At 69.2% G+C, this 26,687-nt stretch carries 21 protein-coding genes and 1 pseudogene; 8 read left to right on the top strand and 14 right to left on the bottom strand.

Features of this window, described 5'->3' with window-relative positions; translation table 11 throughout:
* Positions 1-54 precede the first annotated feature (54 nt).
* A complete protein-coding gene (locus ABZ070_RS01860; protein WP_356628825.1) occupies positions 55-978 on the top strand; it encodes a sugar ABC transporter permease in 924 nt (307 codons plus the stop codon).
* Positions 975-1,853, top strand: a complete 879-nt coding sequence (locus ABZ070_RS01855; protein ID WP_356628823.1) for a carbohydrate ABC transporter permease — start codon at positions 975-977, stop codon at positions 1,851-1,853. Before ABZ070_RS01860 ends, ABZ070_RS01855 begins: the two co-directional genes overlap by 4 nt.
* A gap of 331 nt (positions 1,854-2,184) precedes the next feature.
* On the opposite strand, the gene ABZ070_RS01850 is transcribed toward ABZ070_RS01855, so the two are convergent.
* On the bottom strand, positions 2,185-3,411 hold the full coding sequence (locus ABZ070_RS01850; protein ID WP_356628821.1) for an AGE family epimerase/isomerase: 1,227 nt from the start codon (positions 3,409-3,411) through the stop codon (positions 2,185-2,187).
* 104 nt (positions 3,412-3,515) lie between these two features.
* On the opposite strand from ABZ070_RS01850, the gene ABZ070_RS01845 reads away from it, so the two are divergent.
* The 4 genes from ABZ070_RS01845 (at position 3,516) to ABZ070_RS01830 (ending at position 7,953) form a co-directional block, all read left to right on the top strand.
* Positions 3,516-4,490 (top strand): LacI family DNA-binding transcriptional regulator, encoded by a 975-nt coding sequence (locus tag ABZ070_RS01845; RefSeq protein ID WP_356628819.1) that lies wholly within the window; start codon positions 3,516-3,518, stop codon positions 4,488-4,490.
* A gap of 105 nt (positions 4,491-4,595) precedes the next feature.
* A complete protein-coding gene (locus tag ABZ070_RS01840) occupies positions 4,596-5,405 on the top strand; it encodes a 6-phosphogluconolactonase (RefSeq protein WP_356628817.1) in 810 nt (269 codons plus the stop codon).
* Entirely contained in the window at positions 5,402-6,559 is a 1,158-nt protein-coding gene (locus ABZ070_RS01835) for an amidohydrolase family protein (protein WP_356628815.1), read from the top strand. Before ABZ070_RS01840 ends, ABZ070_RS01835 begins: the two co-directional genes overlap by 4 nt.
* A gap of 546 nt (positions 6,560-7,105) precedes the next feature.
* Positions 7,106-7,953, top strand: a protein-coding gene (locus ABZ070_RS01830) for an IS5 family transposase (RefSeq protein ID WP_356628813.1) whose coding sequence is annotated in 2 segments (ribosomal slippage) — positions 7,106-7,480 and positions 7,483-7,953 — 846 coding nt in all. Because the reading frame shifts where the segments join, the coding sequence is not laid out codon by codon here.
* A gap of 6 nt (positions 7,954-7,959) precedes the next feature.
* On the opposite strand, the gene ABZ070_RS01825 is transcribed toward ABZ070_RS01830, so the two are convergent.
* From ABZ070_RS01825 to ABZ070_RS01790, 8 genes and pseudogenes are all read right to left on the bottom strand, one after another.
* Complete coding sequence (locus ABZ070_RS01825) at positions 7,960-8,133, bottom strand: hypothetical protein (protein ID WP_356628811.1); 174 nt, start codon at positions 8,131-8,133, stop codon at positions 7,960-7,962.
* Between the two features lie 124 nt (positions 8,134-8,257).
* Positions 8,258-8,535: pseudogene (locus tag ABZ070_RS01820) on the bottom strand (sensor histidine kinase); the annotation flags it as partial.
* Positions 8,536-8,566: 31 nt separating this feature from the next.
* Positions 8,567-9,241, bottom strand: a complete 675-nt coding sequence (locus tag ABZ070_RS01815) for a potassium-transporting ATPase subunit C (RefSeq protein WP_356628809.1) — start codon at positions 9,239-9,241, stop codon at positions 8,567-8,569.
* A gap of 4 nt (positions 9,242-9,245) precedes the next feature.
* A complete protein-coding gene (gene kdpB / locus ABZ070_RS01810; protein ID WP_356628807.1) occupies positions 9,246-11,378 on the bottom strand; it encodes a potassium-transporting ATPase subunit KdpB in 2,133 nt (710 codons plus the stop codon).
* The gene (gene kdpA / locus ABZ070_RS01805; RefSeq protein WP_356628805.1) at positions 11,375-13,039 is read right to left on the bottom strand and encodes a potassium-transporting ATPase subunit KdpA; all 1,665 of its coding nucleotides are present in this window, start codon (positions 13,037-13,039) and stop codon (positions 11,375-11,377) included. The genes kdpB and kdpA overlap by 4 nt, the downstream gene beginning before the upstream one ends.
* 8 nt (positions 13,040-13,047) lie before the next feature.
* Positions 13,048-13,137 carry a K(+)-transporting ATPase subunit F gene (gene kdpF / locus ABZ070_RS01800; protein ID WP_037860493.1) on the bottom strand — a complete coding sequence of 30 codons (90 nt, stop codon included), beginning with the start codon at positions 13,135-13,137 and terminating at the stop codon, positions 13,048-13,050.
* 549 nt (positions 13,138-13,686) lie between these two features.
* The gene (locus ABZ070_RS01795; protein ID WP_356628803.1) at positions 13,687-14,397 is read right to left on the bottom strand and encodes a response regulator; all 711 of its coding nucleotides are present in this window, start codon (positions 14,395-14,397) and stop codon (positions 13,687-13,689) included.
* Positions 14,394-18,656 carry a HAMP domain-containing protein gene (locus ABZ070_RS01790; RefSeq protein ID WP_356628801.1) on the bottom strand — a complete coding sequence of 1,421 codons (4,263 nt, stop codon included), beginning with the start codon at positions 18,654-18,656 and terminating at the stop codon, positions 14,394-14,396. The genes ABZ070_RS01795 and ABZ070_RS01790 overlap by 4 nt, the downstream gene beginning before the upstream one ends.
* A 215-nt stretch (positions 18,657-18,871) precedes the next feature.
* On the opposite strand from ABZ070_RS01790, the gene ABZ070_RS01785 reads away from it, so the two are divergent.
* Entirely contained in the window at positions 18,872-20,677 is a 1,806-nt protein-coding gene (locus ABZ070_RS01785; protein ID WP_356628799.1) for a SpoIIE family protein phosphatase, read from the top strand.
* Between the two features lie 77 nt (positions 20,678-20,754).
* On the opposite strand, the gene ABZ070_RS01780 is transcribed toward ABZ070_RS01785, so the two are convergent.
* The 3 genes from ABZ070_RS01780 to ABZ070_RS01770 form a co-directional block, all read right to left on the bottom strand.
* Positions 20,755-22,719 (bottom strand): ABC transporter permease, encoded by a 1,965-nt coding sequence (locus ABZ070_RS01780; RefSeq protein WP_356628797.1) that lies wholly within the window; start codon positions 22,717-22,719, stop codon positions 20,755-20,757.
* Positions 22,720-22,818: 99 nt separating this feature from the next.
* A complete protein-coding gene (modA, locus tag ABZ070_RS01775) occupies positions 22,819-23,622 on the bottom strand; it encodes a molybdate ABC transporter substrate-binding protein (protein WP_356628795.1) in 804 nt (267 codons plus the stop codon).
* A 100-nt stretch (positions 23,623-23,722) separates the two neighbouring features.
* Positions 23,723-24,121 (bottom strand): helix-turn-helix transcriptional regulator, encoded by a 399-nt coding sequence (locus tag ABZ070_RS01770; RefSeq protein WP_356628793.1) that lies wholly within the window; start codon positions 24,119-24,121, stop codon positions 23,723-23,725.
* Between the two features lie 212 nt (positions 24,122-24,333).
* Here ABZ070_RS01770 and ABZ070_RS01765 point away from each other — a divergent pair, with 212 nt between their 5' ends.
* Positions 24,334-24,780 (top strand): TOBE domain-containing protein, encoded by a 447-nt coding sequence (locus ABZ070_RS01765; RefSeq protein ID WP_356628791.1) that lies wholly within the window; start codon positions 24,334-24,336, stop codon positions 24,778-24,780.
* Between the two features lie 120 nt (positions 24,781-24,900).
* Here the strand turns inward: ABZ070_RS01765 and ABZ070_RS01760 are convergent, their stop codons facing one another.
* Together ABZ070_RS01760 and ABZ070_RS01755 are read right to left on the bottom strand one after the other, a co-directional pair.
* Complete coding sequence (locus ABZ070_RS01760; RefSeq protein WP_356628789.1) at positions 24,901-25,761, bottom strand: ABC transporter permease; 861 nt, start codon at positions 25,759-25,761, stop codon at positions 24,901-24,903.
* Positions 25,758-26,678: an ATP-binding cassette domain-containing protein gene (locus tag ABZ070_RS01755; RefSeq protein ID WP_356628787.1), complete on the bottom strand. Its 921-nt coding sequence runs from the start codon at positions 26,676-26,678 to the stop codon at positions 25,758-25,760. The genes ABZ070_RS01760 and ABZ070_RS01755 overlap by 4 nt, the downstream gene beginning before the upstream one ends.
* Between the last annotated feature and the right edge of the window lie 9 nt (positions 26,679-26,687).

Genomic DNA, 26,687 nt, shown 5'->3' with positions numbered 1-26,687 from the left:
CCGGTGCGTGGCCGGTGACGGCCACGCACCGACCTCGAGTCCGAAGGAGGCGCCGTGAGCGCGCAGACCGCCAAGGCCGGGACGATCCCGGAACGTGGACGACCGGGCCGACCGTGGTGGCGCTCCAACGCCGCGCTCGCCGGTTACGTCTTCATCCTCCCGTACGTGCTCTTCTTCCTCGTCTTCAGGATCGTCCCGACGTTGATGGGCACGGCACTGAGCCTGGCCGAGTACCGCATCAACGGCGACGTCGAGTTCATCGGCCTGGACAACTTCGCCCGGCTGTTCCAGGACCCCCTGTTCTGGAACTCGCTGAAGGTGACCGCCTACTACACCGTCATCGCCATCCCGCTCAGCCTCGTGGTGTCCCTCGCAATGGCCACTTTGTGCGACCGGACGCTTCGCGGAATGAGCGTCTACCGTGCGGTCTTCTTCCTGCCCGTGGTGACCAGCACCGTGATGTCAGGAATCATCTGGGTCTGGATCTTCAAGAACGACGGTCCGCTCAACTGGCTCTTCGGGCTGGTAGGACTGCCCACCGTGAACTGGCTGCAGAGCGAGACCATGGTCATCCCCGCCCTGGCGGTGGTGAGCGCATGGAAGGGCTTCGGCTACAACATGCTCATCCTGCTGGCGGGCATGCTGGCGATCCCCAGGGAGTACTACGAGGCGGCTCACGTGGACGGCGCCAAATGGCGCCACCGGTACCGGCACATCACGCTTCCCCTTCTGAAGCCGGCCCTGTTCTTCGTCCTCATCCTGGAGATCATCGGTTCGTTCCAGGTGTTCGACACCATCTACGTGATGACTGGTGGCGGACCGGTCAGGGCGAGCTACTCGCTGACGTACATGATCTACGACCAGGGCTTCGGGTACTTCGACTTCGGATATGCCAGCGCGGCAGGCGTCGTGCTGCTGGTGCTCACCCTCATCACGTCACTCGTGCAGCGCCGTCTGATGAACAAGGGGCAGTCATGACCTCACTCGCCCAGCGGCCCGCCGAGGTCGAGGCCCCGAAGGTGCGATCCGTCAGGCGGCCGGAGCGGCGCAGGCGCCGGCCCCAGTGGATGCACATCCCCCTGGCTCTGTGCGCGCTGATCACGTTCTTCCCGTTCTGGGCCATGGTCGCGCTCGCACTGCAGCCGGGGAAGAGCATCGAGATGCCGGGTTCCCTGCTGCCGAGGGACGTCTCGGCAGCGGCGCTGTACGACGCGCTGAGCAGCGACCGGGTGCTGGGCTGGGCGGTCAACTCGGCCGTCTACTCGCTGGTGTCGGTCGTCCTCGTGCTGCTGTTCGCCTCGATGGCCGGCTACGCCTTCGCCAAGAAGCGTTTCATGGGGCGCGAACTGGTCTTCTGGGTCTTCGTCGCCATGCTGATGGTGCCCGGGCACCTGACCCTGATCCCGCAGTTCATCCTGGTCTCCGAGATGGGCGGACTGGACTCCATGTGGGGCCTGATCGTCCCCACCATCGCCAATGCCCAGGCGATGTTCCTGATGCGCCAGTTCATCCAGGACATCCCCGACGAACTGATCGAGGCCGCCCGCATCGACGGAGCCGGCGAGTTCCGGGTCTACTGGTCGATCATCCTGCCGCAGACCAAACCGATCATGGCGACCCTCGGCACGTTCGTCTTCCTGTGGCACTGGAACGACTTCCTGTGGCCACTGGTCTCGCAGCGCAGCCCCGACAACTTCGTGCTCACCGTGGGCCTCAACAGCCTCCAGACACAGGACACCCCGCTGGCCACCACCATGGCCGCCGCGGTCGTCACCTTCGTCCCGACGGTCCTCGTCTTCATCTGCCTCCAGCGGTTCTTCGTACGCGGCGTGATGATGAGCGGGCTCAAGTAGGGCGCCGTCCAAGGCGCGTGCACTGCGGGACAGGGAGACCCAGCGACCGTCCGACGCAGGGAGAAAACCATGGTCAACCCCGTACGACGACTGCACCGATTCGCCAGAGGCCCGGCGACGGCCGTCCAGGCCGTGCTGGCGGCACTGGCCCTGCTGGTCGCGCCGACGGCAGCCTCGGCTCCTACTACTACAACCGCGGCAGCACGTTGTACCGCTGGACGCCGGAGACGAGGTAGGCGCCGGACCGGTCGCGGCCGCACCCTCACGGGGCAGCACACGGCCGCGATCGGTCCGCCGGCCCGGGGATCGCCTGGACGACCGTGCGTTGGTGTCAGCCCGCGTTCTCGTGCAACTCCACCAGCTGCATGAGGTTTCTGGCTATGTGGAACGGGTCCTTGACCGGTAGCGCCACGACCCGGTCGAGCGGGCGGCCCGCGCGGTCCCTGATCTGGATCCACTCCTCGCCCTCGTCCCTGCCGGGAAAGGTCTCTAGCGTGTAGTCCCAGATCTTCTCCGCCCAGGCCGCGCAGGTTCCGTCGCCGAACCGGCGCGCGCCGAGTGCGGTCGTGTAGGCGGCCTCCGTGTGCACCCACCACAGCTTCGTGTCCCAGGTCCCGGTGACCAGGTCCTCGTACGCGGAGCCGTTCACGGTGCCGCGGGGAGCCACCGGCCCATCGGTGTCGACGTATCGGAAGAGGCCTCCGTGGCACGGGTCCCAGGCGGAGTGGCAGAGCACGCCCACACTCTCGAGGAGCGCCGGTACATCGTGCCGATCTCCCGTCAACTCCGCCGCTTCCAGCGCCACCCAGATGCCCTCGATCGCATGACCGGGCACCCGGTGCCTGGCCAACATTGAGGTGTCACCGGCTGTCGGGGAGAAGATCTCGGTGAACGTGCCGTCAGGGTTGCGGTGCGACAGCATCGCCGTGCGTGCGGCGGACAGCGCCGCCACGTCCTCCCCGGTCAGCAGGCCGAGGCGGTCACGAGCGCGGGCGTGCTCCAGCCGTGCGTTGAGCAGGATCATCCTCGGGCCGAAGGCGGTGTGGCCCGCAGGGACCTCGTACGGCGGCGTCGCTGCCCGGCCGGCCGTGATGTCGGCGGTGGCGCGGCGCAACAGGGGCTCGGCCAGCTCCAGCCAGTACGGCGATGCCGTCGTCCCGGCAAGCTCGGCCAGCCCCATCACCACGAAGCAGTCGGCATAGACGCTCTGCGTCTCCCCGGTCGGCCCTGGTTTGGGGACGCCGTCCACGTCCACGACGAAGTGACAGGTGCCGTCCGGGCGGATCGCGTGGTCCGCCAGGAAGTGCGCACCGCGGACCGCGAGGCCTTCCAGAAGGCCGACGTCCAGGTCGAGGAGCCCACCCCGGGCCATCCGTGCCGCCCGGGCCAGCAGCCAGACCAGGCGCCCCTGCGACCAGGTGAACTTGTCCGTCGAGACGAGGCTGCGGCCGCGGTTGTCGTAGCACGTGAGGAACCCGCCCCGATCCCGGTCCGGGCCTCGCTCCAGCCAGTACGGCAGGACGACGCGCTCCAGTTGTTCCCGCGCTGCGGACCTCATGCGCAGACCTCCAGATGTGCAACCGATTGCAGTACTGGCTAGTACAATAGTGTCTCGGTGCGGCTGTGCGGTACCGATCGGTGGACGAAGAATGTGGAGGCGGAATGAAGCAGGCGACGATCTATTCGATCGCCCAGATGTGTGGTGTCTCCGCTGCCACGGTCTCGCGTGCTTTCAGCCGGCCCGAGGTTGTCAACGCCGATGTGCGGGAGCGTATTCACGCAACGGCCCGGGAGCTGGGCTACCGGCCCAACAAGGCCGCCCGCGGGCTCGCGACCGGCCGGACGGGAACGATCGGACTGCTCGTCCACGACATCACCAACCCGTTCTGCCCGCCGCTGGTGAGGGCGATCCAGCGGGCGGCGGCCGAGATGGAGGCCTCCGTGATGCTCGTCGACGCGGAGGAGAGCGCAGCGGCGGAGATCGGGCTGATCAAGCAGCTCAGGGGGCAGGTCGACGGGCTGTTGATCGCCTCCCCCCGCTCGTCCTCCGAACTGAAGGGAGCCGCCGAGGGCCTCCCGGCCGTCGTCGTGAACCGCAGGATGCGCGGCTTCCCGGCGGTCGTCTGCGACAACACCGTGGCCCTCACCGACGCGGGCCGGCACCTTGAGGAACTGGGCCATCGCAGGGTCGCGTTGCTGTGTGGCCCCTCGTCGTCGTGGGCGGCCCGGCAGCGGGCGGCCACCGTCCGCGCCTGGGCGCAGGGCACCCGCGTCACTCTGGTGGAGCTCGGGGCCTTCCCGGCTTCCTTCGAGGGCGGGCGCGAGGCGACCCCTGCGCTGGTGGCATCCGGGGCGACGGCGGCCTTCGCGTTCGACGACCTGATGGCGTGCGGAGTCCTGAGTGGACTGGCAGAGGCCGGAGTCCGGACGCCGGCCGGATGCAGTGTCGTCGGCTGCGACGACGTGCTGCTCGCCCGTGCCGTGACACCCGCGCTCACCACGATATCCGCCCCGATGGACCGGCTCGGACAGGCCGCCGTCGACGCACTGCGCAGGCGCATGGCGGGGGAACAGGTCCGGGACGTCCGGTTGGAGGGCACCCTCACCCTGCGCGGCTCGACGGGACGCCCCGTCTGACGTCCAGTCGGTCACCCGTCGAACGGTGCCGGGCCCGCCCTGTGTTGACCCGTCGTGTGGCAGCCCTTAATGTCGCTGCAACCGATTGCACTGAAGGGTGGAACGATGAGTCTGCCGGACAGATCGGAGAGCGCCGGTGACGGCGTAAGCGTGCACGTCTTCCGCGACGCCGCTGCGACGGGAGCGGCCGCCGGGCGCGAGGCAGCACGGATCCTTCGTGCGGCCGTCGCCGCGAAGGGACGGGCCCGCGTCCTGTTCGCCTCGGCCCCCTCGCAGGATGAGATGCTGCGGACGCTGCTGAAGGACCCCCTGGTCGACTGGAGCAGTGTGCACGCCTTCCACATGGACGAGTACGTGGGTCTGCCGGAGGGGAGCCCGCATGCTTTCGGCGCATGGCTCGAAGAGCGTCTGGAAGCGGCAGGGCCGGGGCGGTTCGAGCGTATGAGACCCGGCCGCGGACCGGCTCGGGAGGCGTCCCGGTACGCGGCACTCGTGCGGGCGGCGGAGATGGACCTGGTCTGCATGGGGATCGGCATGAACGGCCACATCGCGTTCAACGAACCCGGCGCCGGCCGGTTCGACGACCCCGAGACCGTCCGTCTGATCCGCCTGGACGAGGCGTCCCGCCGGCAGCAGGTGGAGGAGGGGCTCTTCCCCGCGTTGGAGGACGTGCCGACCCACGCCCTGACCCTGACGGTGCCCGCACTGCTGAGCACCTCCGCGGTGGTCGTGACGGTGCACGGCTCGCACAAGGCGGCGGCAGTAGCCGCCTCCCTCGAAGGACCGGTGGAGGCGCAGTGCCCGGCGAGCGCGATCAGGACCCACCCGGCGGTCTCGGTGTACCTGGACGCCGCAGCGGCGGGCCGTCTCACATCCGGCAGTTCGGCGGCGGGCCACCTCGAAGGGGCGTCGTGACCCGCCTCGACGGCCGGCTGCTCGACGGCCGCGACGTGCGGCTGTGCATCGAGGACGGCCGTATCGCATCGATCGAGCCCGTGGGCGCGCGCCCCGGCCGCCCCCTGCTGCTGCCGGGGCTGGTCGACCTCCAGGTGAACGGCTATGCCGGGCACGACGTCAACGCCGAGGACGTCTCGGCCGACACGGTCGGGGAGTTGACCCGTGCGCTCTGGGCGCACGGGGTGACCTCCTTCTGCCCCACCGTGGTGACCGCCTCGCGCGAGCGGATCCTCTCGACGCTGCGGACCGTGGAAGAGGCGCGTGAGCGCGCTCCGTTCGTGGCCCAGACCGTCATCGGCGTGCACATCGAAGGCCCGTACCTGGCGGCGGCGGACGGTCCGCGCGGCGCTCACGACCTCCGGCACCTGCGCGACCCCGATCCGCGGGAGCTGGCGCTATGGCTCGCCGCCGCACCGGGCCTGGTCCGCATCGTCACGCTCGCCCCGGAAAGACCCGGCGCCCCGGAGTACATCCGCGCCGCGACGCAGGCCGGGATCGTCGTCGCGGTGGGGCACACGGACGCCTCGCCGGCGCAGGTGCGCGCCGCCGCACGTGCCGGCGCCAGACTCTCGACACACCTGGGGAACGGCACGCACGCAGTCCTGCCGCGGCACCCGAACCACGTGTGGGCCCAGCTCGCCGAGGACGCGCTGATCGCCACGTTCATCGCGGACGGTCACCACCTGCCGGCCGACGCCTTCGTCGCCATGGTCCGGGCCAAGGGGATCGGACGCGCGGTGCTCGTCAGCGATTCTGTCGCTCTGGCGGGTTGCCCGACCGGCGAGTACCGCACACCGGTGGGCGGAGCGGTCACCGTGGAACCGTCCGGCAGGCTGCGGCTGAGCGGGACTCAACTGCTCGCGGGATCAGGCCGTTCACTGCTCGATTGCGTGCGCTGGGCCGTGCAGATGACCCCCTTCACCCTCGCCGAGGTATGGGCCATGGCGTCGGCCAATCCGGCGCGCGCGCTCGGCCTCACCGATCGCGGTGTGATCGAGGTGGGCACGCGCGCCGACCTGTGCGTCGCCGAGTGGGACGGCGACCGGGACGGACGGCTGCGGCTGCTCTCAACGGTCGTCGGCGGCGTGGATGCCGGGGAGTCGCTGACCTAGGGCCTCTCGTTGGGATCATGCCGGGCTCGCGGGCCCTGGCACCGCGCCTCGCCTGACCGGAAGTGCCCCCGGACAGGCCGGTACCGCCACCGGCCTGTCCGGGAGCCCCCACGGCGAGCGGCCTCTCGGGAACGGTCGGGACTCTCACCCCGCGGAGCTCACCCGATGCCACCGTGGTCGGCAACGGATTGCATACCTCGCGCACAGACTCGGTTTCCAACTGCACCGAGACGCAACGCATCTTGGAGGCGAGCTGCACGGACAGCTTGTCCACCCACGAGCCCTCACCGAAAAGGCACAAGGCCGAAGGTGAGCACGTCCCGGTGCCGAGGGCACGGGCGAGGCACGCGGGAAAGGCTGAGGTGTGGGCATCGTCGAGGTTGTGGGCGATCCAGGCCGGGAGGAGGGCGAAGCCGCAACATTTGGGCACCCAGCAACAAGCAGGTGGCTCTGTTGTTCACCCGGATACGGCCATCCGGTCCAGCGGCGCTGAGCTCCGCTTGGGCCTCTTACAACCCCTAACGAAATGATCTTCGGGCTGGTTGGATGGCCTCCCGAGTGTTGATCTGGGGGTGTGGGGTGGTTCGGCGGAAGCCGTGGGAAGTGGACGATGAGCTTTGGGCGGTGATCGAGCCGCTGCTGCCGAGGGTGGAGCGTCGGGTTCGTCATCCGGGGCGGAAGCGGCATCCGGATCGGCTGGTGTTCCAAGGCATCCTGTTCGTGCTGCATACCGGGATCGCGTGGGAACACCTGCCGCAGGAGCTGGGCTTCGGCTCGGGCATGACCTGCTGGCGCCGCCTGGCGGAGTGGACCGAAGCCGGCGTCTGGCCGCGACTGCACGAGGATCTCCTCGCTCGTCTTCGTGGAGCGGACGCTCTGGACCTCTCCCGTGCCGTGGTCGACGGCTCTCACATACGCGCGTTAAAAGGGGCTCCAAGACCGGACGAAGCCCCGTTGACCGGGGCAGAAACGGCAGCAAGCATCACCTGATCACCGACGCCGCGGGCATTCCGCTTGCAGTCACCCTGACCGGCGGCAACCGCAACGACGTCACTCAGTTCATCCCCCTCCTGCAGGCGGTCCCGCCGATCCGGGGCAAGCGCGGCCGCCCTCGCCGCCGGCCCTCGACGGTGCTGGGCGACCGCGGCTACGACCACGACAAGTACCGGCGACTCGCCTGGGCCTTGGGCGTCAAACCCGTCATCGCCCGACGCGGAGTCCCCCACGGATCAGGCCTCGGCACCGACCGTTGGGTCGTCGAGCGGACCTTCGCCCACCTGCACTGGTTCCGCCGGCTACGGATCCGCTGGGAAGTACGCGACGACATCCACGAAGCGTTCCTCAGCCTCGCTTGCTCACTCATCTGCTGGCGACGCCTGAAGCCATTCCGATAGCAGTTCTTAAGGCCGACGGAACAGTGCGATCGCGAAAGCGGCGATGAGCAGCCATGCACCGATTCCGAGCAGCCACAGAACGTCAAGAGCTGCGCCCAGCGCGATCAGGGGCACGGCAGCAGCGGCCAGCGCGAGCATGGTTCGGCGCACGCCACGGTCAGGACCCCAGGAATCTGCCACACCAGGAGGTTGCCGCCGAGTACTTCTTGCAGCGCGCGACAACACGATTCATGTCGCGTTCTTAACACTGACGCCGAAGCCGAGGAAGTGTGCCCGGGCGGGGCGTGCGCGCCGTACGCGCCTTTCAGATGATGGCCGTGGCTGGAACCTCGGGGGCGTCCGCTGCCTTGGGCAGGGTGAGGACCATGGTGAGGCCGCCCCCGGGGTGTCCTCCGCGGTGAGGTTGCCGCCGATGGCTTCGGTGAAGCCGCGGGCGACGGCGAGGCCGCGGCCGACTCCGGCGCCGCGTGGTGCGTCTCCGTGGCGCTGGAAGGGTTCGAAGATCCGGTGCTTGGCTTCGTCCGGTACGCCAGGGCCCCGGTCGACGACCCGGAGTTCGACGCGGTTGGCGAGGGCGCTGGCCACGAGCTCCCGGCCTCGGCCGCGTCGTACATCAGCTCTGGGTCAGCGCCTTGAGGGCGATGTTGAGCTCGAGGACGTTGACACGGGGCTCGCCCATGAAGCCGAGGGTCCGGCCCTCGGTGTGGTCCTTCACCAGCTTCTCGACCTGCTGCACGGTGAGCTTGTTCTTCTCGGCCACCCGGTGGACCTGGAGCTGTGCATACTCGGGGGAGACGTGGGGGTCGAGTCCGGAGCCGGAGGACGTGACGGCGTCGGCGGGCACGTCGGAGGGCCTGGGCTCGTAGCCCTTCGCCTTGTTGTCCGCGACGACGGCCTTCTTGGCGTCGGTGACCCACTGGACCAGTTCGGCGTTGTCCGCGGAGCGGTTGGTCGCGCCGGAGAGGATCAGTGAGTACTGGGTGTTGACGCTGTTGCTGCCGAGGCCGTTGGAGGGGCGGGGCTGGAACCACTTCAGGTCCGGTCGGGCGGCTTCCTCGGCGTCGTCCGGATTCTTCGGGGGCAGGTTGTAGGTCTGGCCGATGAGTGCGGAACCGACCACCTTGCCCTCGGACCTGATCTCGGAGCCGTTGGCCTTGTCGTTGAACAGGGCCTGAGCCACCCCTGTCACGGCGAGCGGGTAGACGATCCCGCAGATCACGGTGAGGACGAGCAGGGCCCGCAGGCCGGCGCCGATCAGGCGGGCTGTGTTGCGTACAGAGTTGTTCATGACGTCACCCGATGCCAGGGATGGTGGAGATGAGCAGGTCGATGAGCTTGATGCCGATGAAGGGCGCGATCAGCCCCCCGAGCCCGTACAGGCCCAGGTTGCGGCGGAGCATCTTGTCCGCACTGGTCGGCCGGTACCGCACGCCCTTGAGGGCGAGCGGCACCAGGGCGACGATGATCAGCGCGTTGAAGACGACGGCCGACAGGATCGCCGACTGGGGCGAGGACAGCCCCATGATGTTGAGCTTGTCCAGGCCCGGATAGACCACCGCGAACATCGCGGGGATGATCGCGAAGTACTTCGCGACGTCGTTGGCGATGGAGAAGGTGGTGAGTGCGCCTCGGGTGATGAGGAGTTGCTTGCCGATCTCGACGATCTCGATGAGTTTGGTGGGATTCGAGTCGAGGTCGACCATGTTCCCGGCTTCCTTGGCGGCCGAGGTGCCGGTGTTCATCGCCACCCCGACGTCCGCCTGGGCCAGCGCGGGGGCGTCGTTCGTACCGTCGCCGGTCATCGCGACGAGCTTGCCTCCGGCCTGCTCGCGCTTGATCAGGGCCATCTTGTCCTCGGGCGTCGCCTCCGCGAGGTAGTCGTCGACACCCGCCTCCTCGGCGATGGCCTTGGCGGTCAACGGGTTGTCGCCCGTGATCATGACCGTTTTGATGCCCATGCGGCGCAGCTCGTCGAAGCGCTCCCGCATGCCGTCCTTGACGACGTCCTTGAGGTGAATGACACCCAGGACCCGGGCGCCTTCCGTATCTTCCAGAGCCACCAGCAGCGGCGTGCCACCAGCCTGTGAAATGCGGTCGGTGAGCGCCTGGGCGTCCTCCGAAACACTGCCGCCCCGCTCCTTGACCCAGGCCACGACCGATCCGGTCGCGCCCTTGCGCACCATGCGCCCGTCCACGTCCACACCCGACATCCGGGTCTGGGCGGTGAAGGCCACCCACTCGGCGCCCATCAGTTCGCCCTGGTGGCGCCCGCGCAGCCCGTACTTTCCCTTCGCCAGGACGACGATGGACCGGCCTTCGGGCGTCTCGTCCGCCAGTGAGGACAGCTGGGCGGCGTCGGCCAGCGCGGCCTCGGTGACACCCTTGACCGGGACGAACTCCGCGGCCTGCCGGTTGCCCAGGGTGATCGTGCCGGTCTTGTCCAGAAGGAGGGTCGAGACGTCGCCCGCGGCCTCGACCGCACGGCCGGACATCGCGAGCACGTTGCGCTGCACCAGCCGGTCCATGCCGGCGATGCCGATCGCGGACAGGAGCGCGCCGATGGTGGTCGGGATCAGGCACACCAGAAGCGCCGTCAGCACGATCATCGACTGCTCGGCGCCCGCGTGGATCGCGAACGGCTGCAGCGTCACGACCGCCAGCAGGAAGACGATGGTCAACGACGCGAGCAGGATGTTGAGCGCGATCTCGTTGGGTGTCTTCTGCCGGGCGGCGCCCTCGACCAGGTTGATCATCCGGTCGATGAAGGTCTCACCGGGCTTCGTCGTGATCTTGACGACGATGCGGTCGGACAGCACTTTCGTACCGCCGGTGACCGCGGACCGGTCACCGCCGGACTCGCGGATCACCGGTGCCGATTCACCGGTGATGGCGGACTCGTCCACCGACGCGACGCCTTCGACGACGTCACCGTCGCCGGGGACGATGTCGCCGGCCTCGCAGACCACGAGGTCGCCGATGCGCAGATCGGTGCCCGGCACCCGTTCCTCGGTCCCGCCGACGACTCGGCGGGCGACGGTGTCGGTCTTGGCCTTGCGCAGGGTGTCGGCCTGCGCCTTGCCGCGGCCCTCCGCCACCGCCTCCGCCAGATTGGCGAAGATCGTGGTCAGCCACAGCCAGGCCGTGATCGCCCAGCCGAACCAGTCGCTCGGGTCCTTGAGGGCCAGCACGGTCGTGACGACCGAGCCGACCAGGACCACGAACATCACCAGCGACTTGATCATCACCCGGGGATCGAGCTTGCGGATCGCGTCCGGAAAGGACTTGATCAGCTGCTTGGGGTCGAACAGCCCCCCGCCGACTCGCCCTGCATCCGGCTTGTGTCCGGTGGGCACGTCCTGGTGGGGCGCACAGGTCGGAGTCGCGGTGGACATGGCGTCCTCTTGCTTCTTGATGTCGTTGGTCATGACGCCAGTCCTTCGGCGAGCGGCCCCAGCGCCAGCGCCGGGAAGTAGGTCAGACCGGTGATGATCAGAATGGTGCCGACCAGCAGCCCGGTGAACAGCGGCTTCTCGGTGCGCAGCGTGCCCGCGGTCTCGGGCACGGGCTTCTGCTCGGCGAGCGAGCCGGCCAGCGCCAGCACGAACACCATGGGCAGGAACCGGCCGAGCAGCATCGCGATACCGATGGTGGTGTTGAACCACTGGGTGTCGGCGTTGAGGCCGGCGAACGCGGAACCGTTGTTGTTGGCGCCGGAGGTGTAGGCGTACAGGATCTCGGAGAATCCGTGCGCGCCGGAGTTCGTCATCGAGTTCGCCGGGGTGGGCAGCGCCATCGCCGCGGCAGTGAAGGCGAGCACCAGCGCCGGCGTGATCAGGATGTAGCAGGCGGCGAACTTGATCTCACGGGTACCGATCTTCTTGCCGAGGTACTCGGGGGTGCGGCCGACCATCAGCCCGGCGATGAACACCGCGATGATCGCCATGACCAGCATGCCGTAGAGACCGGAGCCGACACCGCCGGGCGCGATCTCGCCCAGCTGCATGCCGAGCATCGTGATCCCGCCGCCGAACCCGGTGAAGGAGGAGTGGAACGAGTTCACCGCGCCGGTCGAGGTGAGGGTGGTGGCCACCGCGAAGATCGACGAGCCGCCGATCCCGAAGCGGGTCTCCTTGCCCTCCATCGCACCGCCGGCGATCTCGAACGCCGGTCCGTGGTGCGCGAACTCGGTCCACATCATCAGCGCGGTGAACCCGAGCCAGATCGTCACCATCGTGCCGAGGATCGCGTAGCCCTGCTTGATCGAGCCGACCATCCTGCCGAAGGTGCGGGTCAGCGCGAACGGGATGACGAGGATCAGGAAGATCTCGAAGAGGTTCGAGAACGGGTTCGGGTTCTCGAAGGGGTGGGCGGAATTGGCGTTGAAGTAGCCGCCGCCGTTGGTGCCCAGTTCCTTGACGGCTTCCTGGGAGGCGACCGCCCCGCCGTTCCACTGCTGGGTGCCACCCGTGAACTGGCCGACCTCGTGGATACCGGCGAAGTTCTGGATGGCGCCGCAGGCGACCAGGACGATCGCGCCGATCACCGAGAGCGGTAGCAGGATGCGGACGGTGCCGCGGACCAGGTCGGACCAGAAGTTGCCCAGCTCGCCGGTGCGCGAGCGGGCGAAGCCACGTACCAGCGCCACCGCGACGGCCATGCCGACGGCGGCGGAGACGAAGTTCTGCACCGCAAGGCCGCCGGTCTGCACGACGTGGCCCATGGCCTGCTCGCCGTAGTACGACTGCCAGTTCGTGTTCGCCACGAACGACGCGGCCGTGTTGAACGCCTGGTCCGGGTCGATCGATGCGAAGCCCAGGGAGCCGGGCAGGCTGCCCTGCAGGCGCTGCAGGAAGTAGAGGAAGAGGACGCTCACGGCGGAGAAGGCCAGGACGCCGCGCAGATAGGCGGGCCAGCGCATCTCGGCGGACGGATTGGCACCGATCGCCTTGTAGATCCACTTCTCCGGCCGGTAGTGCCTCTCGGAGGAGTAGACGCGGGCCATGTAGTCGCCCAGGGGGCGGTACGCCGGCGCGAGTGCGCCGATCAGCGCGAGCAGCTGGAGCACGCCAGCGGTTTGGGGGCTCATACCGGTGCTCAGAACCTCTCCGGGTACACAAGGGCGAGGACGAGATATCCGAGCAGGGAGACGGCGACAACGAGGCCGACGACGTTCTCGACAGTCACAGCCTGGTCACCCCTTTGGCGATGAGAGCCACCAGCGCGAAAACCGCGAGCGTGGTGACGACGAAGGCCACGTCGGCCATCGTGAGCTCCTGGATGAAGTGATGAGTAGAAAATCGGCCGTGTGGCCGAGAATTAGCAAACCGCGCTTTCAGCGAGGCGTCGGCACTCCTTGATGGGCTCCTTACGGGTATGCCCGGAGCTTTGATGCGGCCATTACGGGAAGCGCCCGGGAGCCGGCTGCGTCACTCCACATGCGAGTCCGGCAGGCCCTCGAGCAGGCGGTCCTGGCCGCACGGATCGCCGAGGGGGAGCCGCATCAAAGCCCCGTCATGGTTTCCGTTCGCCGCGTCAGAGCACCGTCGGCCCACGCGCCCGGCGTGCCACTGCAGCCGTTTCCTGGTACCGGCACAGCCGGAGCTCGCCCGGCCTTTCCGAGCAGGCGGCCCACCGCTCCGCCACTGTTTCGCGCGGCTCGGGAACACGGCGGCAGCCATGCTGTGTGCGACGTCGCCGGGGCAGCCGGGTCAGGGACGATCCTGATCTGTCACGTCACTCCGGGCCCAGGCGCAGGCCGCCGACGGCTCGTTCGAGTTCGGCGACGCGGTCGGCGAGAGTGGGGGCATCGGAGCTGTTGGTGTCGCGCAGCAGGAGTTCGATCTGCGCCAGCTGTTCGCCGACCTCCGCCAGCCGTTCCTCGGTCCGTGCAGTCGCGGCGCGGGGTGCGCTCTCCGAGGAGCGCAGTCTCTTCTCGCGTCGTTCGGCGAGGGCGTCGGCCGACTCTGTACGGTCCCCGGGGGCGCTGGCGGTCCTGGCCTCGGCGAAGAGACGTCGCAGCTGCTCGGCCTGGGCGGCGAGTTGGCGGTTCTTTCGATACAGGTCCAGAAAGATGCTGACCTTGGTGCGCAGCAGCCATGGGTCGAACGGCTTCGTCAGGAAGTCCGCGGCGCCGATCGAGTATCCGCGGTAGGCGTAGTCCGACTCGACCTCGGCCCCGGTCAGGAGGATGATCGGCACATCTTTCGTCTGGTCCAGACGCTTGATGTTCGCGGCGGTCTCGAAGCCGTCCATGCCGGGCATCAGGAGGTCGAGCAGCACAACGGCGAAGTCCTGCCGCAGCATGGCTTTCAGTGCTTCCTCGCCGGAGTGGGCGCGCACCAACTCCTGTCCGAGCGGGCCGAGCAGGGCCTCGAGCGCGATCAGGTTCTCCTCGATGTCGTCGACGATCAGGATGCTGCACTTCTCGGTCGGATGTGTGCTCATGACCTCTGCCTCGACGGGTCTTCGTCGTCTTCCTCGGCGACGTCCGGCGCCTGCACGGGCCACGGACTCGCGGAGCGACCCCGCGGGTCGAGCAGATCGCAGACCACGGACAGCAGGTGGTCCACGTCCACGGGTTTGGGAACGTACTCCGATGCGCCCGCTTCGAGCGCCTTCTCCCGGTCGCCCGGCATGGCCTTGGCGGTCAGCGCAATGATCGGCAGGTCGGCGAAGCGGGGGGAGTTCCGCACAGCGCCGATCGTCTCGTACCCGTCCATCTCGGGCATCATGATGTCCATCAGGATCAGCGAGATGGCGGGAGCACGGTCCAGCATCTCGAGACCTTCGCGTCCGTTCTCGGCGTACTTGACGGTGATGCCCACTCGTCCGAGCACATGCATGAGTGCGAAGACGTTACGGATGTCGTCGTCCACGATGAGGATGGTGCGCCCGGCCAGCACCTGGCGCGGACGGCCGGTGATCCACTCCTTGAGCCGCGTCGTCTCCGGCCAGCCCGGCGCGTCCCGGCCGGTGGCCGCTGCCACACTGCTGGAGGCGGCCTCCGGGACGCTCGTCGTCCGTGGCGCCGGGGGAGCGGTGAGCGGCCCGGCCGGCAGCAGGGGGACGGGCTGCGGCGTGGTATCCGCGCTTCGGCCCGCGGACACAGGCGGAGGTTCGGTCGTGGGCGCGATGGCCGCGGTGTGGCGCGCGGGCACGTACAGCGTGAACCGGGAGCCGACGCCGGGTTCGCTGTCGGCGACGATCCGGCCTCCCAGCATGCCGGCGATCTCCCTGCTGATGGACAGCCCCAGCCCGGTGCCGCCGTACTTGCGGCTGGTGGTGCCGTCGGTCTGCTGGAACGCTTCGAAGATGACGGCCAGCTTCTCCCGCGGGATGCCGATGCCGGTGTCCTCGACGCAGAACGCGAGGACCGGTTCGCTCGTCGGCAGTCCCTCCCGCTCGATCTCGTGGCCCGTTGCCCGCTCGACCCGCAGCTCCACGCTGCCCGACGAGGTGAACTTCACCGCGTTCGACAGCAGGTTCCGCAGGATCTGCTGGAGCCGCTGCTCGTCGGAGTACAGCTCGCTCGGCACGCCGTCGCCGACCGTGACGTCGAAGGACAGTCCACGCTCGCTCGCGAGCGGCCGGAACATGGCATGCATGTAGTTGAGCAGCTTGGTCAGCGGCAGCTTCCTCGGATGGACGTCCATCCGGCCGGCCTCGATCTTCGACAGGTCGAGGATGTCGTTGATCAGCTGGAGCAGGTCCGATCCCGACCGGTGAATGGTGGCCGCGAACTCCACCTCCTGATCGGCGAGATGACCGTCCGGGTTGTCGGCCAGCAGCCGGGCCAGGATCAGCAGCGAGTTCAGCGGGGTGCGCAGCTCGTGCGACATGTTGGCCAGGAACTCCGACTTGTACTGCGACGAGCTGGCCAGCAGGGCGGCCTTGTCCTCCAGTTCCGCGTTGGAGCGCCGCAGTTCCGCGGTGAGCCGCTGGGACTCCGAGAGCAGGGCCTCGGTGCGCGCGTTGGAGAGGATGGTGTTGATCGAGACGCCGATGGTGGTCACGAACTGGTCGATGAAGGCCAGATGGACCTCGCTGAACCTGCTGAACGAGGCGAGTTCGATGACACCGAGCACTTCGCCCTCGAACAGGATCGGGAGGATGACGATGCTGGTCGGCGGTGCCGAGCCGAGCCCGGACTCGATGCTGATGTACCCCGGCGGGACCGCGTCGACGAGGATGCGCTTCTTCTCCACGGCGGCCTGGGCGATCAGTCCCCGCACCGGCTTCCTGGTGCCGGGGTGGGTGCTGTCGCCCGGGCCTTCGGCGCTGCCGTAACCGGCGATGAACTTCAGGCCCCGGCCGGTCTTGGCACCGGCCTCCTCCAGGAAGAGCGCCCCGAACTGCGCGTTGACCAGCGGGGTGAGCTCACGCAGGATCAGGTCCGCGACCTCGACCAGGTCGCGGTGGCCCTGCATGAGACCGGCGATACGGGTGAGGTTCGACTCCAGCCAGTCCTTGGCCCGCGTGGTCTCGCGGAGGTTGGAGACCATGAGATTGACGTTGTTCTTCAGCTCGTTGACCTCGCCGCTGGCCTCGACCGCGATGGAGCCGGTGAGGTCGCCCTGGGCCACGGAGCTGGCGACCTCGGCGATCGCGCGGACCTGCGTGGTCAGATTGAGGGCGAGTTCGTTGACGCTCGTCGTCAGCCGCTTCCAGGTGCCGTAGACGCCCTCGACCCGTGCCTGGCCGCCCAGTTGGCCCTCGCTGCCGACCTCGCGGGCCACGCGCGTGACCTCGGCGGAGAACGAGGAGAGCGTGTCGACCATGGTGTTGATGGTCGTCTTGAGTTCGAGGATCTCGCCGCGCGCGTCGACGTCGATCTTCTTGGACAGGTCACCCTGGGCGACGGCGGTGGCGACCTGGGCGATGTTGCGGACCTGGGAGGTGAGGTTGTCGGCCATGAAGTTGACGTTGTCGGTGAGGTCCTTCCAGACGCCGGAGACGCCACCGACCTGGGCGCGTCCGCCGAGTTGTCCTTCGGTGCCGACTTCGCGTGCCACGCGTGTCACCTCGTCGGCGAACGCCCGCAGCTGGTCGACCATCGTATTGACCGTGTCCTTCAGCTCGAGGATCTCCCCGCGGGCGTCCACGGTGATTTTCTTCGAGAGGTCCCCGTCGGCGACGGCGGTGGTGACCTGGGCGATGTTGCGGACCTGGGAGGTGAGGTTGGACGCCATGAAGTTGACGTTGTCGGTGAGGTCCTTCCAGACGCCGGAGACGTCCCTGACGTGTGCCTGGCCGCCGAGTTGTCCTTCGGTGCCGACCTCGCGTGCCACGCGTGTCACCTCGTCGGCGAACGCCGACAGCTGGGCGACCATCGTGTTGATCGTCGACTTCAGTTCCAGGATCTCGCCCTTCGCCTCCACGGTGATCGTCTTGCCGAGATCGCCCTGGGCGACGGCGGTGGTGACCTGGGCGATGTTGCGGACCTGGGAGGTGAGGTTGGACGCCATGAAGTTGACGTTGTCGGTGAGGTCCTTCCAGACGCCGGAGACGCCGCGGACCTGGGCGCGTCCGCCGAGTTGTCCTTCGGTGCCGACCTCGCGTGCCACGCGTGTCACCTCGTCGGCGAACGCCGACAGCTGGGCGACCATCGTGTTGATCGTCGACTTCAGTTCCAGGATCTCGCCCTTCGCGTCCACCGTGATCTTCTGACTCAGGTCGCCGGTGGCGACGGCGGTGGCCACCTGGGCGATGTTGCGGACCTGGGAGGTGAGGTTGGACGCCATGAAGTTGACGTTGTCGGTGAGGTCCCGCCAGACGCCGGAGACGTCCCCGACGTGTGCCTGGCCGCCGAGCTGGCCTTCGGTGCCGACCTCGCGTGCCACGCGTGTCACCTCGTCGGCGAACGCCCGCAGCTGGTCGACCATCGTGTTGACCGTGAGCTTCAGTTCCAGCACCTCACCGGTGGCCTCCACCGTCACGTGCTGGGTGAGGTCGCCGCGCGCCACCGCTGTCGTGACGACGGCGATGTCCCGGACCTGCGACGTCAGCCGGGACGCCATCGTGTTGACCGCCTCGATCACCAGGCGCCAGTCGCCGGACAGGCCGCGTACATGGGCGCGGCCGCCCAGCCGGCCTTCGGTGCCGACCTCGCGGGCCACCCGCGTCACCTCGCCGGTGAACAGCGAGAGCTGGTCGACCGTGCGGTTCACGCAGCGCGCCAGACGCCGCAGGTCGCCACGGAGTTGGCGGTTGCCGTCGTGCATGTCGATGCGCTGCGTCAGTTCCCCGTCCGCCACCGCGTCCAGTACGCGCGTGGCGTTCGACACCGGCGACACCAGGGCCTCGAGCAGTGTGTTCGCCGAGTCCACGCCCGTCACCCAGGAGCCCTGCCCCGGGCTTGCCGAGAGCCGCTCGTCCAGTCTGCCGTGCCGCACGACCTCGCGGCGGACCCGCTGCAGTTCGCTGACCAGATGCTCGTTGCGCACGGCGATCTGATTGAGCATGCCGGCGATCTCTGTCAGGACCCCCTCCTGCCCACCGTCCACGCGGACGGTGAAGTCACCGTCGCGCAGTGATTGCAGAGCGGTGACCAGTGGGCGCAAGTCGCTGCTGCGCACCCATGTGGGGTCCGGGCGCGTGGGGGAGGGAGCGAGTTTCGTGACCTCGGGCGGGTCTGGGGATTCCGCTGACTCGGGCGGTTCCCCGGTCGTGAATCGGGAGTCGGCCGAAACCGGGTCGAGCGCCATGGCAGTCCACCCCTATCGTCGACCTGGGCAGATACGTCACACTATATGTGTTTAGTGAGGTATCTGATGAAAGATCACTGAGGACGTATATGGCCGCTGTATCTCCTTGGTCGGCTCTGCCCTCTGGATCGGTTCTGATCTCGCAACCGGACAGGTGCGTATCGCGAACGACGCTCCAGGCCAGCCAGCGGGCGGCCTCCGAGGCGCGCGCGTTCGTGCACGCGACTCTCGCCGAGCAGGCCGCGATGGTCGTGGCCGCGTCCCAGCCGATCACCGAGGACTTCGAACAGGTCAGAGGCGATGCGGAGCTGCTGGTCAGCGAGCTGGCCACCAATGCCGTCATGCACGCCGGCACGGACATCGACGTCATCTGCTCGCTGGAAGGGGGCCGCAGCCGTTCACGCCCGGAGGGGGAGCCCGGCCCCTCGGCACCCGCGGGCGACAAGGACGCGCCCGTCGCCGTGATCATCGAGGTGACCGACCGCCACCCCACCCGGACGCTGAGCGCCCCGGAGGACCTGCCCGGCGGGCGGGGCCTCGGCCTGCGGATCGTGGCCGCGCTGGCCGCGTCATGGGGGGTGACCTACGGCCAGGACCGGAAGTCGGTGTGGTTCCGCCTGGAGACTGCGGGGCCGGAGCGCCGCCGGGCCCCCGAGCCCACGGCGTCGCCGCGGGGCGTCCGGCAGGACTCCGGGGCAGGCGCATCGGTACCGGTCGGTGGCCGTGACGGGCTCATCGCCGAGTGGCCCGACCAGGCGGGTCCCACCTTCCTCGCCGAGGGCAGCGAGCTTCTCGCGGGCCAGCTCGACGAGGATCTTGTGGCCGCACTCGCAGGACAACTGCTGGTGCCCCGGCTCGCCGACTGGTGCGGTGTATGGCTGGCCGGGGACGGCGACCGCATGCGGCTGTCCCAGGTCTGGCATGCCGAGGAGTGGCGCATCGACGCGCTGCGCCAGGAACTGCTGAAAGAAGTACCGCCCGCCGTTCTCAGTGTGGCGAGCATCCCGTGGCCCTGGCCGGAGACTGCCGGGGACGCGGGCACGCGGGGCTCGGCGCTGGCGTTCCCCCTGGTCGCCGGCGGCGTCTGCCAGGGCGTGCTCCTCCTGGGCAGGACCGGGCAGCTCCGCATGACCGACAGCCTGGCGAACGTGGTGCAGGACGTGGCGCGGCGGATCGCGCAGTCATTGGTCACCGCCCGCCGGTACACCCGGCAGAAGACGATCAGCCGGGCTCTGCAGCGCAATCAGCTGCCCGAATTCCTGGCCAGCATTCCGGGCGTCGAGACGGCGATCGTCTACGAGCCGCACGGCGAGGGCCAGACGGTCGGCGGCGACTTCTACGACCTGTTCCCGATGGGGGAGCGCCGTTGGGGCTTCATGCTCGGCGACGTGCAGGGCAAGGATCCGGAGGCGATGTCGGTCACCGGTCTCGCCCGGTACCTGGTCAGACTGCTGGCACGCGAGGGCCACGGCGTCGAGTCGGTGCTCCGGAGGCTGAACGCCGCCATGGCGGAGGAGAGCGCGGAAGCCGTCGCGAACGGCGGCGAACAGGCCCGCCCGCGGTTCTTCACCATGCTGTACGGGGAGCTGCAGCTCGGCCGGGGCACCGAGGGCCCCCGCTGCACGATCGCCAGCGCCGGGCACCCGTTGCCCCTGCGCCTGCTGACCGACGGCTCAGTGGTGGCCGCGGCGGAACCCCAGATGCTGCTCGGCATCGACAACGACGCGGTCTTCGAGGCCGGCTCCTTCAGTCTCGCCCCGGGCGAGACACTGCTGTGCGTCACCGACGGGGTCACCGAGCGCCGGAACGGTCACCGGCAGCTGGACGACGGCGACGGCCTGTCCGCGGTGCTCGGCGAATGCGCCGGGCTGGGAGCGAAAGCCGTGGCCGAGCGTATCCGCCAGACGGTGCACGGTTTCGGTCCCAGTCCCGTCGAGGACGACCTCTCGGTCCTGGTACTGCAGGCGCTGCCCGTGACGGGTGCAGAAGCGGCCACCGGGCAGCAGCGCCGGGTCCGCTGAGCGTGGCCGCACGGTTGTTGTCGCACACGCCGCGCTCGGCCCGTCGTCCAGGCCGCGCCGGGCTGGTCCGAGCCGTTTCACAGGGCCACGACGGTCACTTCGGTCGCCTTGACGCTCGTCCACACGGGCGTGCCGTCCGCGAGGCCGAGGTCCGCCGCAGCCTGCGGGGTGATCTCCGCGACGAGGTCGGGGGCCCGGTCGGAGGTGATCAGCACACGGAGCCTGCTGCCCGATGTGGTGATCTCCCGTACGGTGCCGGACCACACATTGCGTGGGCTTCCGCCGGGCTTGTCGCGGTACACGGCCACGGCCTCGGGCGCGATGATCGCCAGTACTTCTGTGCCCGCCGGAGTCGAGTCCGCGATCACCAGCCGTCCACCGCCGGCCAGCTCCAGTCCTTCGGTCGTGGTCGTGCCCGGCCAGGCGTTCCGCCCGAGCATGCGGGCCACCCAAGGCGAGCGGGGGTGGCGGGCGACCTCGGCGGGCGGGGCGTCCTGGAGGGGGCGTCCGTCGTCGAGTACGAGGACCCGGTCGGCGAGCGAGACGGCTTCGACCGGATCGTGGGTGACGATCAGACAGACACCGCCGAAACCGTCGAGATGCCTGCGCAGGGTGTGCCGTACATGGGCCCGGGTGGTCTGGTCGAGGGCGGCGAGCGGTTCGTCGAGGAGCAGTAGCCGTGGCCGGGCGGCGAGCGCGCGGGCGAGGGCGACCCGTTGTGCCTGTCCGCCGGAGACCTGTGCGGGCCTGCGGCGCGCGAGGTGACCGACGCCGAGCCGGTCGAGCCACTGCTGTGCCTCGCGGCGGGCCTCGGCGCGGGGGACGCCGTGAGCGCGCAGGCCGTACGCGGTGTTGGCGAGTGCGCTCATGTGCGGGAAGAGGGCGCCGTCCTGGGGGACCCAGGCCACTCCCCGGCGGTGCGGAGGTCGCGAGGTGACGTCGGTGTCGCCGAGCCGCACGGTGGCGTGCGCGCGGGGGGTGAGGCCGAGGAGGGCGCGCAGGAGTGTGGTCTTGCCCGCGCCGTTGGCGCCGACGACCGCGATCGTGGTGCCCGGCTCGGCGTCCAGCGTCAGCCGGGTGAAGCCCGTGACCTCGGCGTGCAGGGGCCACAGGGCCTCAGGCACCAGCGGTTCGGGCTCCGCAGGACGCGCCGCGATGACCGGGACGGGCTCGTCGGCCGGGCGTGGGGCGTGCCGCGTCCGGTCGCTCGGCGTTCCGGTCCAACGCCCGCGCAGCGCGACGAGCACGAGCATGGCGATGACGAGCAGCAGGAGCGAGACGGACGTCGCCGCCTCCGGCTCCTCCTGAAGCAGCAGATAGACCTGCAGGGGCAGCGTCTGGGTGGTGCCGGGGAGGTTGCCGGCGAACGTGATGGTGGCGCCGAACTCGCCGAGAGCCCGCGCCCAGGTGAGGGCGGCGCCGGCGATGAGTCCCGGAGCGACCATGGGCAGCGTCACGGTGAAGAACACGCGTATCGGCGAGGCCCCCAGAGAGGCGGCGGTCTCCTCGTAACGCGGGCGCAGTCCGCCGATCGCTCCCTCGAGGCTGATGACGAGGAAGGGCATGGCGACGAAGGTCGCGGCGAGAACCGCGCCCGAGGTGTGGAAGGGCAGGGTGATGCCGAAGGTGTTCTCCAGCCAGGGACCGAGCAGGCCGCGGCGGCCGAAGGCGAGGAGGAGGGCGACACCGCCGACGGTGGGCGGGAGGACCATCGGAAGCAGGACGAGCGAGCGGACGAACGCCTTGCCGGGGAAGTCCGTCCGGGCCAGGAGCCAGGCCAGCGGCACGCCCAGCAGCAGGGACAGGCCGAGGGCCCAGAGTGAGACGACGAGCGACAGCCGCAGCGCCTGGGTGGTGCCCGGGCTGGTCAGATGGGCACCGAGCTCGCCCCAGGATGTGCGGACGAGGATCCCGATCAGCGGGAGCAGCAGGAACGCGACGGCCAGCAGCGCCGGGACCGCCAGGGCGAGCGGCGCGTGAGGCCGCGCGGCACGCGGCCTCTCCGCCGATGTCGGCACGAGGGTGCGGAGGTGGTGTTTCATCGAGGGTTCCCCGGGCTCGCGGGAGGGGAGCGGCGCCGGCCGTACGGGGGCTGCCCGGCCCCCCGACCCGGGCAGCCCCAGTAGGCGGTCATGGTGCGGTCACGGCTGCTGGAAGCCGGCGTCCTGGAGGATCTTCTGCGCCTCGGGAGTGCTCAGCCAGGCGACGAACGCGGTGGCGGCCTCGGAGTTCTTCGACGCCTTCAGCGTGGCGGCCGGGTACTCGGCGATCGCGTTCTGGTCGTCGGGGATCGCGACCGCGTCGACCTTGTCGACGGACTTCTCGGCATCGGTCTTGTAGACAAGGCCGGCGTCGGCCTCGCCGAGCTCGACCTTGCTCAGGACGGCACGAACGTTCGGCTCCTGGGAGACCGGCTTCACCGTGATCTTCTGGGCGTCGAGAATCTTCTTGCTGTAGCGGCCGGCCGGCACCTCGGGTGCGGCGAGGACGACCTTCAGCTGCGGGTCGCCGAGGTCCTTCAGCTCGCCGACCTTCTTCGGGTTGCCCTCGCCGGTGGCGATGACCAGCCGGTTCCTGGCGATGACGGTCGGCGCGCCGGTGTCGGCCTTCAGCCCGTCCATCGTCCTGGTGTCGGCGGTGACCAGGGCGTCGGCGGGGGCGCCCTGCTTCACCTGCGCGGCGAGTTCCTGCGACCCGGCGAAGGAGAACGTCACTCTGGTGCCCGGGTGTGCCTTCTCGTACGCCGCGCCCGCCGTCTTGAAGACATCGGTCAGCGAAGCGGCGGCCAGGACCGTCAGATCGGCCCTGGGGGCGCTGGTGGCAGGCTCGGTGGCCTTGGCGCCGGAGTCCGTCGTGCCGTCGCCGGTGCCGCAGGCGGCCAGCGGCACGAGGAGAGCGGTCGTCACGACGGCCGCGGTGCGGCGTCTGGTGAAGCTGAAAGACATGAGGGTGGTTCTCCTGGGGGCGTGTGGCCGGCAGGGGCCGTCCGGGCGGATGGTGGTGAGCCGCGCCTGTGACGGGGGCGCCGCTTGTATGCGTGAGGGGTCAGGTGCGGTCGATGTGCACGCTGGTCGACTTCACGCGGGCGGTGGCCTGCATGCCGACTTCGAGTCCCAGTTCCTCGACGGCCTCCCTGGTCAGCAGGGACACCAGGCGGTGAGGGCCCGCCTGGATCTCCACCTGCGCCGCCACGTCACCGAGCTTGACCGCGGTCACGATGCCGGGGAACGCGTTGCGCGCGGACGTGTAGGAGACGTCCTCGTCGCCGCTCCCGCCGCCCTGGGCGACCTCGATGGAGAAGGCAGCCAGATCCCGGCCGTCGATGAGGCGGCGCCCGCCCTCGTCGCGATGGGTCGCGACTCGGCCGGCGTCCGCCCAGCGGCGGGCGGTGTCAGGGCTGACGCCGAGCAGACGCGCCGCCTGTCCGATGGTGTAGGACTGCATACGCGTCACCGTAGGACCCATTGGCTCTCAAATACAACCGATCCGTTGGTTCTTCGTCGCAAATGCCAGATCGCTTGGAGGAACGGCCAAACGATCGGCGTCGCCCTCCTCGCGCGGGCGGCGCGTGGCGGGAAATGATCCGCGGGGGCGGGGTTACAGTGCTGAAAGGGTGTGTAAACCCGGCTCTTCAGTGCAGGATGGGGCGTTCGTTCATGAGCCTGAGCATGCGTAATCAGCTTCCCGGCACCGTCACGTCGATCACCACGGGCGAAGCCATGGCGGCCGTCAAGGTCCGCCTCGAGGGCGGCCAGAACGTCACCGCCGCCATCACGGCCGACGCCGTCCATGATCTCGGTCTCGCTGAAGGTGCCACGGTGCGCATCCTGGTGAAGGCCACCGAAGTGGCCCTGGCCACCGCCCCCGTGGACGGCGTGAGCATCCGCAACCAGATGCCCGGCACGGTGAGCGAGGTGTCGAGCGGGGGCGCCATGGCCAGTGTCAAGATGGACATCGAAGGCGGCAGTCTCACCGCAGCCATCACCAAGGACGCGGCCTCGGACCTCGGCCTCGCGGCCGGCACCTCCGTCGTGGCGCTCGTCAAGTCCACCGACATCTCTCTGGAGCATGACCCGGACAGCCGGGAACCCGCCACGGGCTGATCCGGGGACCGGCTACTTCGGATTCGTCGAGCGGGCTGCTGCATGATCCCGCGTGCATCCAGCAGGTCCGCCCTCGGTGGACGTGCGGGCCTTGTAAGCAGTGGCGTGGGGCTTGCGCGCTCATAGGTCGCGGCGGCGGACAGCGGTCATGGCGATGACCGCTGCGGCGAGTGGCCAGGCCGCGTACACGATCCACGACCCGCTGAGGGTCGCCGGGTAGGGCGCCGATTCGAAGGGGTCGCCCACCTGCACCAGTCGTTCCCACGCGCTGTGGGGCAGCGCGTGAAGGATGGCGGACGACCAGCGGTGGCGGTCGTTGAGAAGAAACGGCAGCAGCAGAAGGATGCCGGTGTACGTCACGATGGTGGTCGCGGTGTGCCGGATGAGGGCGCCGAGGCCCATGCCGATGAGCGCGCAAACCGGCGCGAGCAGGGCGGACGCGACCACGGCGCGGAACGCGCCGGGGTGGTCGAGGGACAGGCCGATGTCCCGACCGGACAGGACGGCCTGCGTCACGCCGAACGAGGTCCCCGCGACGACCGTGCCGTAGACGACCATGACTGCCGTCACGACGGCCATCTTGGCCGCCACGACCGAACGGCGGGCCGGTACGGCGGCAAAGGTCGTACGGATCTGTCCGGTGCTGTACTCGCCGACCATCATGAGGGCACCGATGCTGCCGGTGGCGAGGATCAGGACCATGGAGGCGCCGATGGTGAAGGCGTCCCGCATGGCCCAGATCGGGACGAAGAGGGCCCGGATCCCTTCGTTGTAGGTCGGCCAGTTCTTGTAGTCGGCGACGGCGGCGCTGATGTTGATTCCGATGACGACCAGCGCACTGGCCCCGAACGCCCAGGCATAGGAGCGCAGCGACCACAGCTTGATCCACTCGGCGGCGAGGAGGTCCCGGAAGCGGGCGCGGGGCACGGGGGCGCGTACGGCGGTGGATACGGCCGCCGGCTGCGTGGTGGTCGGGGTCATCGGGATTCTCCTGCGAGGTATTCGACGCTGTCGGCGGTGAGTTCCATGAATGCCTCCTCCAGCGAGGAGGTGCGGGTGGCCAGTTCAAGGAGCACGATGCGGTGGTGGAAGGCGAGCTCCCCGATGCGAGCCGCACTCAGGCCGGACACGGTGAGCGGCTCCTCTGCGCCCGAGCCGTCCTGCTGCAGTGAAGCGCCCTCGGCCTTGAGCACAGCTGCCAGCGCGGTGGCGTCGGGCGTCCTCACGGTCACGCTCCGGCGGGTGCCGCGGGCCGCGAACTCCGTCACGCTCTCGTCGGCGATCAGCTCGCCCCGGCCGATGACGATCAGATGCTCGGCGGTGTTCTGCATCTCGCTCATCAGATGGCTGGAGACGAACACGGTGCGTCCCTCGGCGGCCAGCCGCCTGAACAGGCCGCGTACCCACCGCACGCCCTCCGGGTCCAGGCCGTTGACCGGCTCGTCGAACAGCAGCACCGGGGGGTCGCCGAGCAGTGCCGTGGCGATGCCGAGCCGTTGCTTCATGCCCAGGGAGAACCCGTCGATGCGGCGCCGGGACACGGGAGCCAGTCCGACTTCCTCAAGGACCTCGTCCACCCGCCGCCGCGGGATGCCGTTGCTGCGGGCCAGGGCGGACAGGTAGGCCGCTGCGCTGCGTCCGCCGTGGACGTCATGGGCATCGAGCAGGGCGCCGACGTGGCGCATGCCGCGCGGGTGGTCCCGGAACAGGTGGCCGTCGACGGTGGCGGTGCCGCTGGTTGGTTCGGTCAGGCCGAGGAGCATCCGCAGAGTGGTGCTCTTTCCGGCGCCGTTGGGTCCGAGGAATCCGGTGACGTGCCCGGGGCGCACGGTGAAGGTCAGGCCGTTGACGGCAGTGGTCCTGCCGTATCGCTTGGTCAGTTTCTTGACTTCGATCACCCGGCCAAC

It is taken from the genome of Streptomyces sp. NPDC006283 (assembly GCF_040613325.1).
Lineage (GTDB): Bacteria > Actinomycetota > Actinomycetes > Streptomycetales > Streptomycetaceae > Streptomyces.
The sequence above is the reverse complement of the archived record's forward strand: the minus strand, read 5'-3'. Positions and strand labels throughout refer to the sequence as shown.

Coding starts and splice junctions, on each gene's coding strand:
- ABZ070_RS01855 (WP_356628823.1), top strand. CDS start 975: ATGACCTCACTCGCCCAGCGGCCCGCCGAGGTCGAGGCCCCGAAGGTG.
- ABZ070_RS01850 (WP_356628821.1), bottom strand. CDS start 3,411: ATGAGGTCCGCAGCGCGGGAACAACTGGAGCGCGTCGTCCTGCCGTAC.
- ABZ070_RS01845 (WP_356628819.1), top strand. CDS start 3,516: ATGAAGCAGGCGACGATCTATTCGATCGCCCAGATGTGTGGTGTCTCC.
- ABZ070_RS01840 (WP_356628817.1), top strand. CDS start 4,596: ATGAGTCTGCCGGACAGATCGGAGAGCGCCGGTGACGGCGTAAGCGTG.
- ABZ070_RS01815 (WP_356628809.1), bottom strand. CDS start 9,241: ATGAACAACTCTGTACGCAACACAGCCCGCCTGATCGGCGCCGGCCTG.
- kdpB (WP_356628807.1), bottom strand. CDS start 11,378: ATGACCAACGACATCAAGAAGCAAGAGGACGCCATGTCCACCGCGACT.
- kdpA (WP_356628805.1), bottom strand. CDS start 13,039: ATGAGCCCCCAAACCGCTGGCGTGCTCCAGCTGCTCGCGCTGATCGGC.
- ABZ070_RS01795 (WP_356628803.1), bottom strand. CDS start 14,397: ATGAGCACACATCCGACCGAGAAGTGCAGCATCCTGATCGTCGACGAC.
- ABZ070_RS01790 (WP_356628801.1), bottom strand. CDS start 18,656: ATGGCGCTCGACCCGGTTTCGGCCGACTCCCGATTCACGACCGGGGAA.
- ABZ070_RS01780 (WP_356628797.1), bottom strand. CDS start 22,719: ATGAAACACCACCTCCGCACCCTCGTGCCGACATCGGCGGAGAGGCCG.
- modA (WP_356628795.1), bottom strand. CDS start 23,622: ATGTCTTTCAGCTTCACCAGACGCCGCACCGCGGCCGTCGTGACGACC.
- ABZ070_RS01770 (WP_356628793.1), bottom strand. CDS start 24,121: ATGCAGTCCTACACCATCGGACAGGCGGCGCGTCTGCTCGGCGTCAGC.
- ABZ070_RS01765 (WP_356628791.1), top strand. CDS start 24,334: ATGAGCCTGAGCATGCGTAATCAGCTTCCCGGCACCGTCACGTCGATC.
- ABZ070_RS01760 (WP_356628789.1), bottom strand. CDS start 25,761: ATGACCCCGACCACCACGCAGCCGGCGGCCGTATCCACCGCCGTACGC.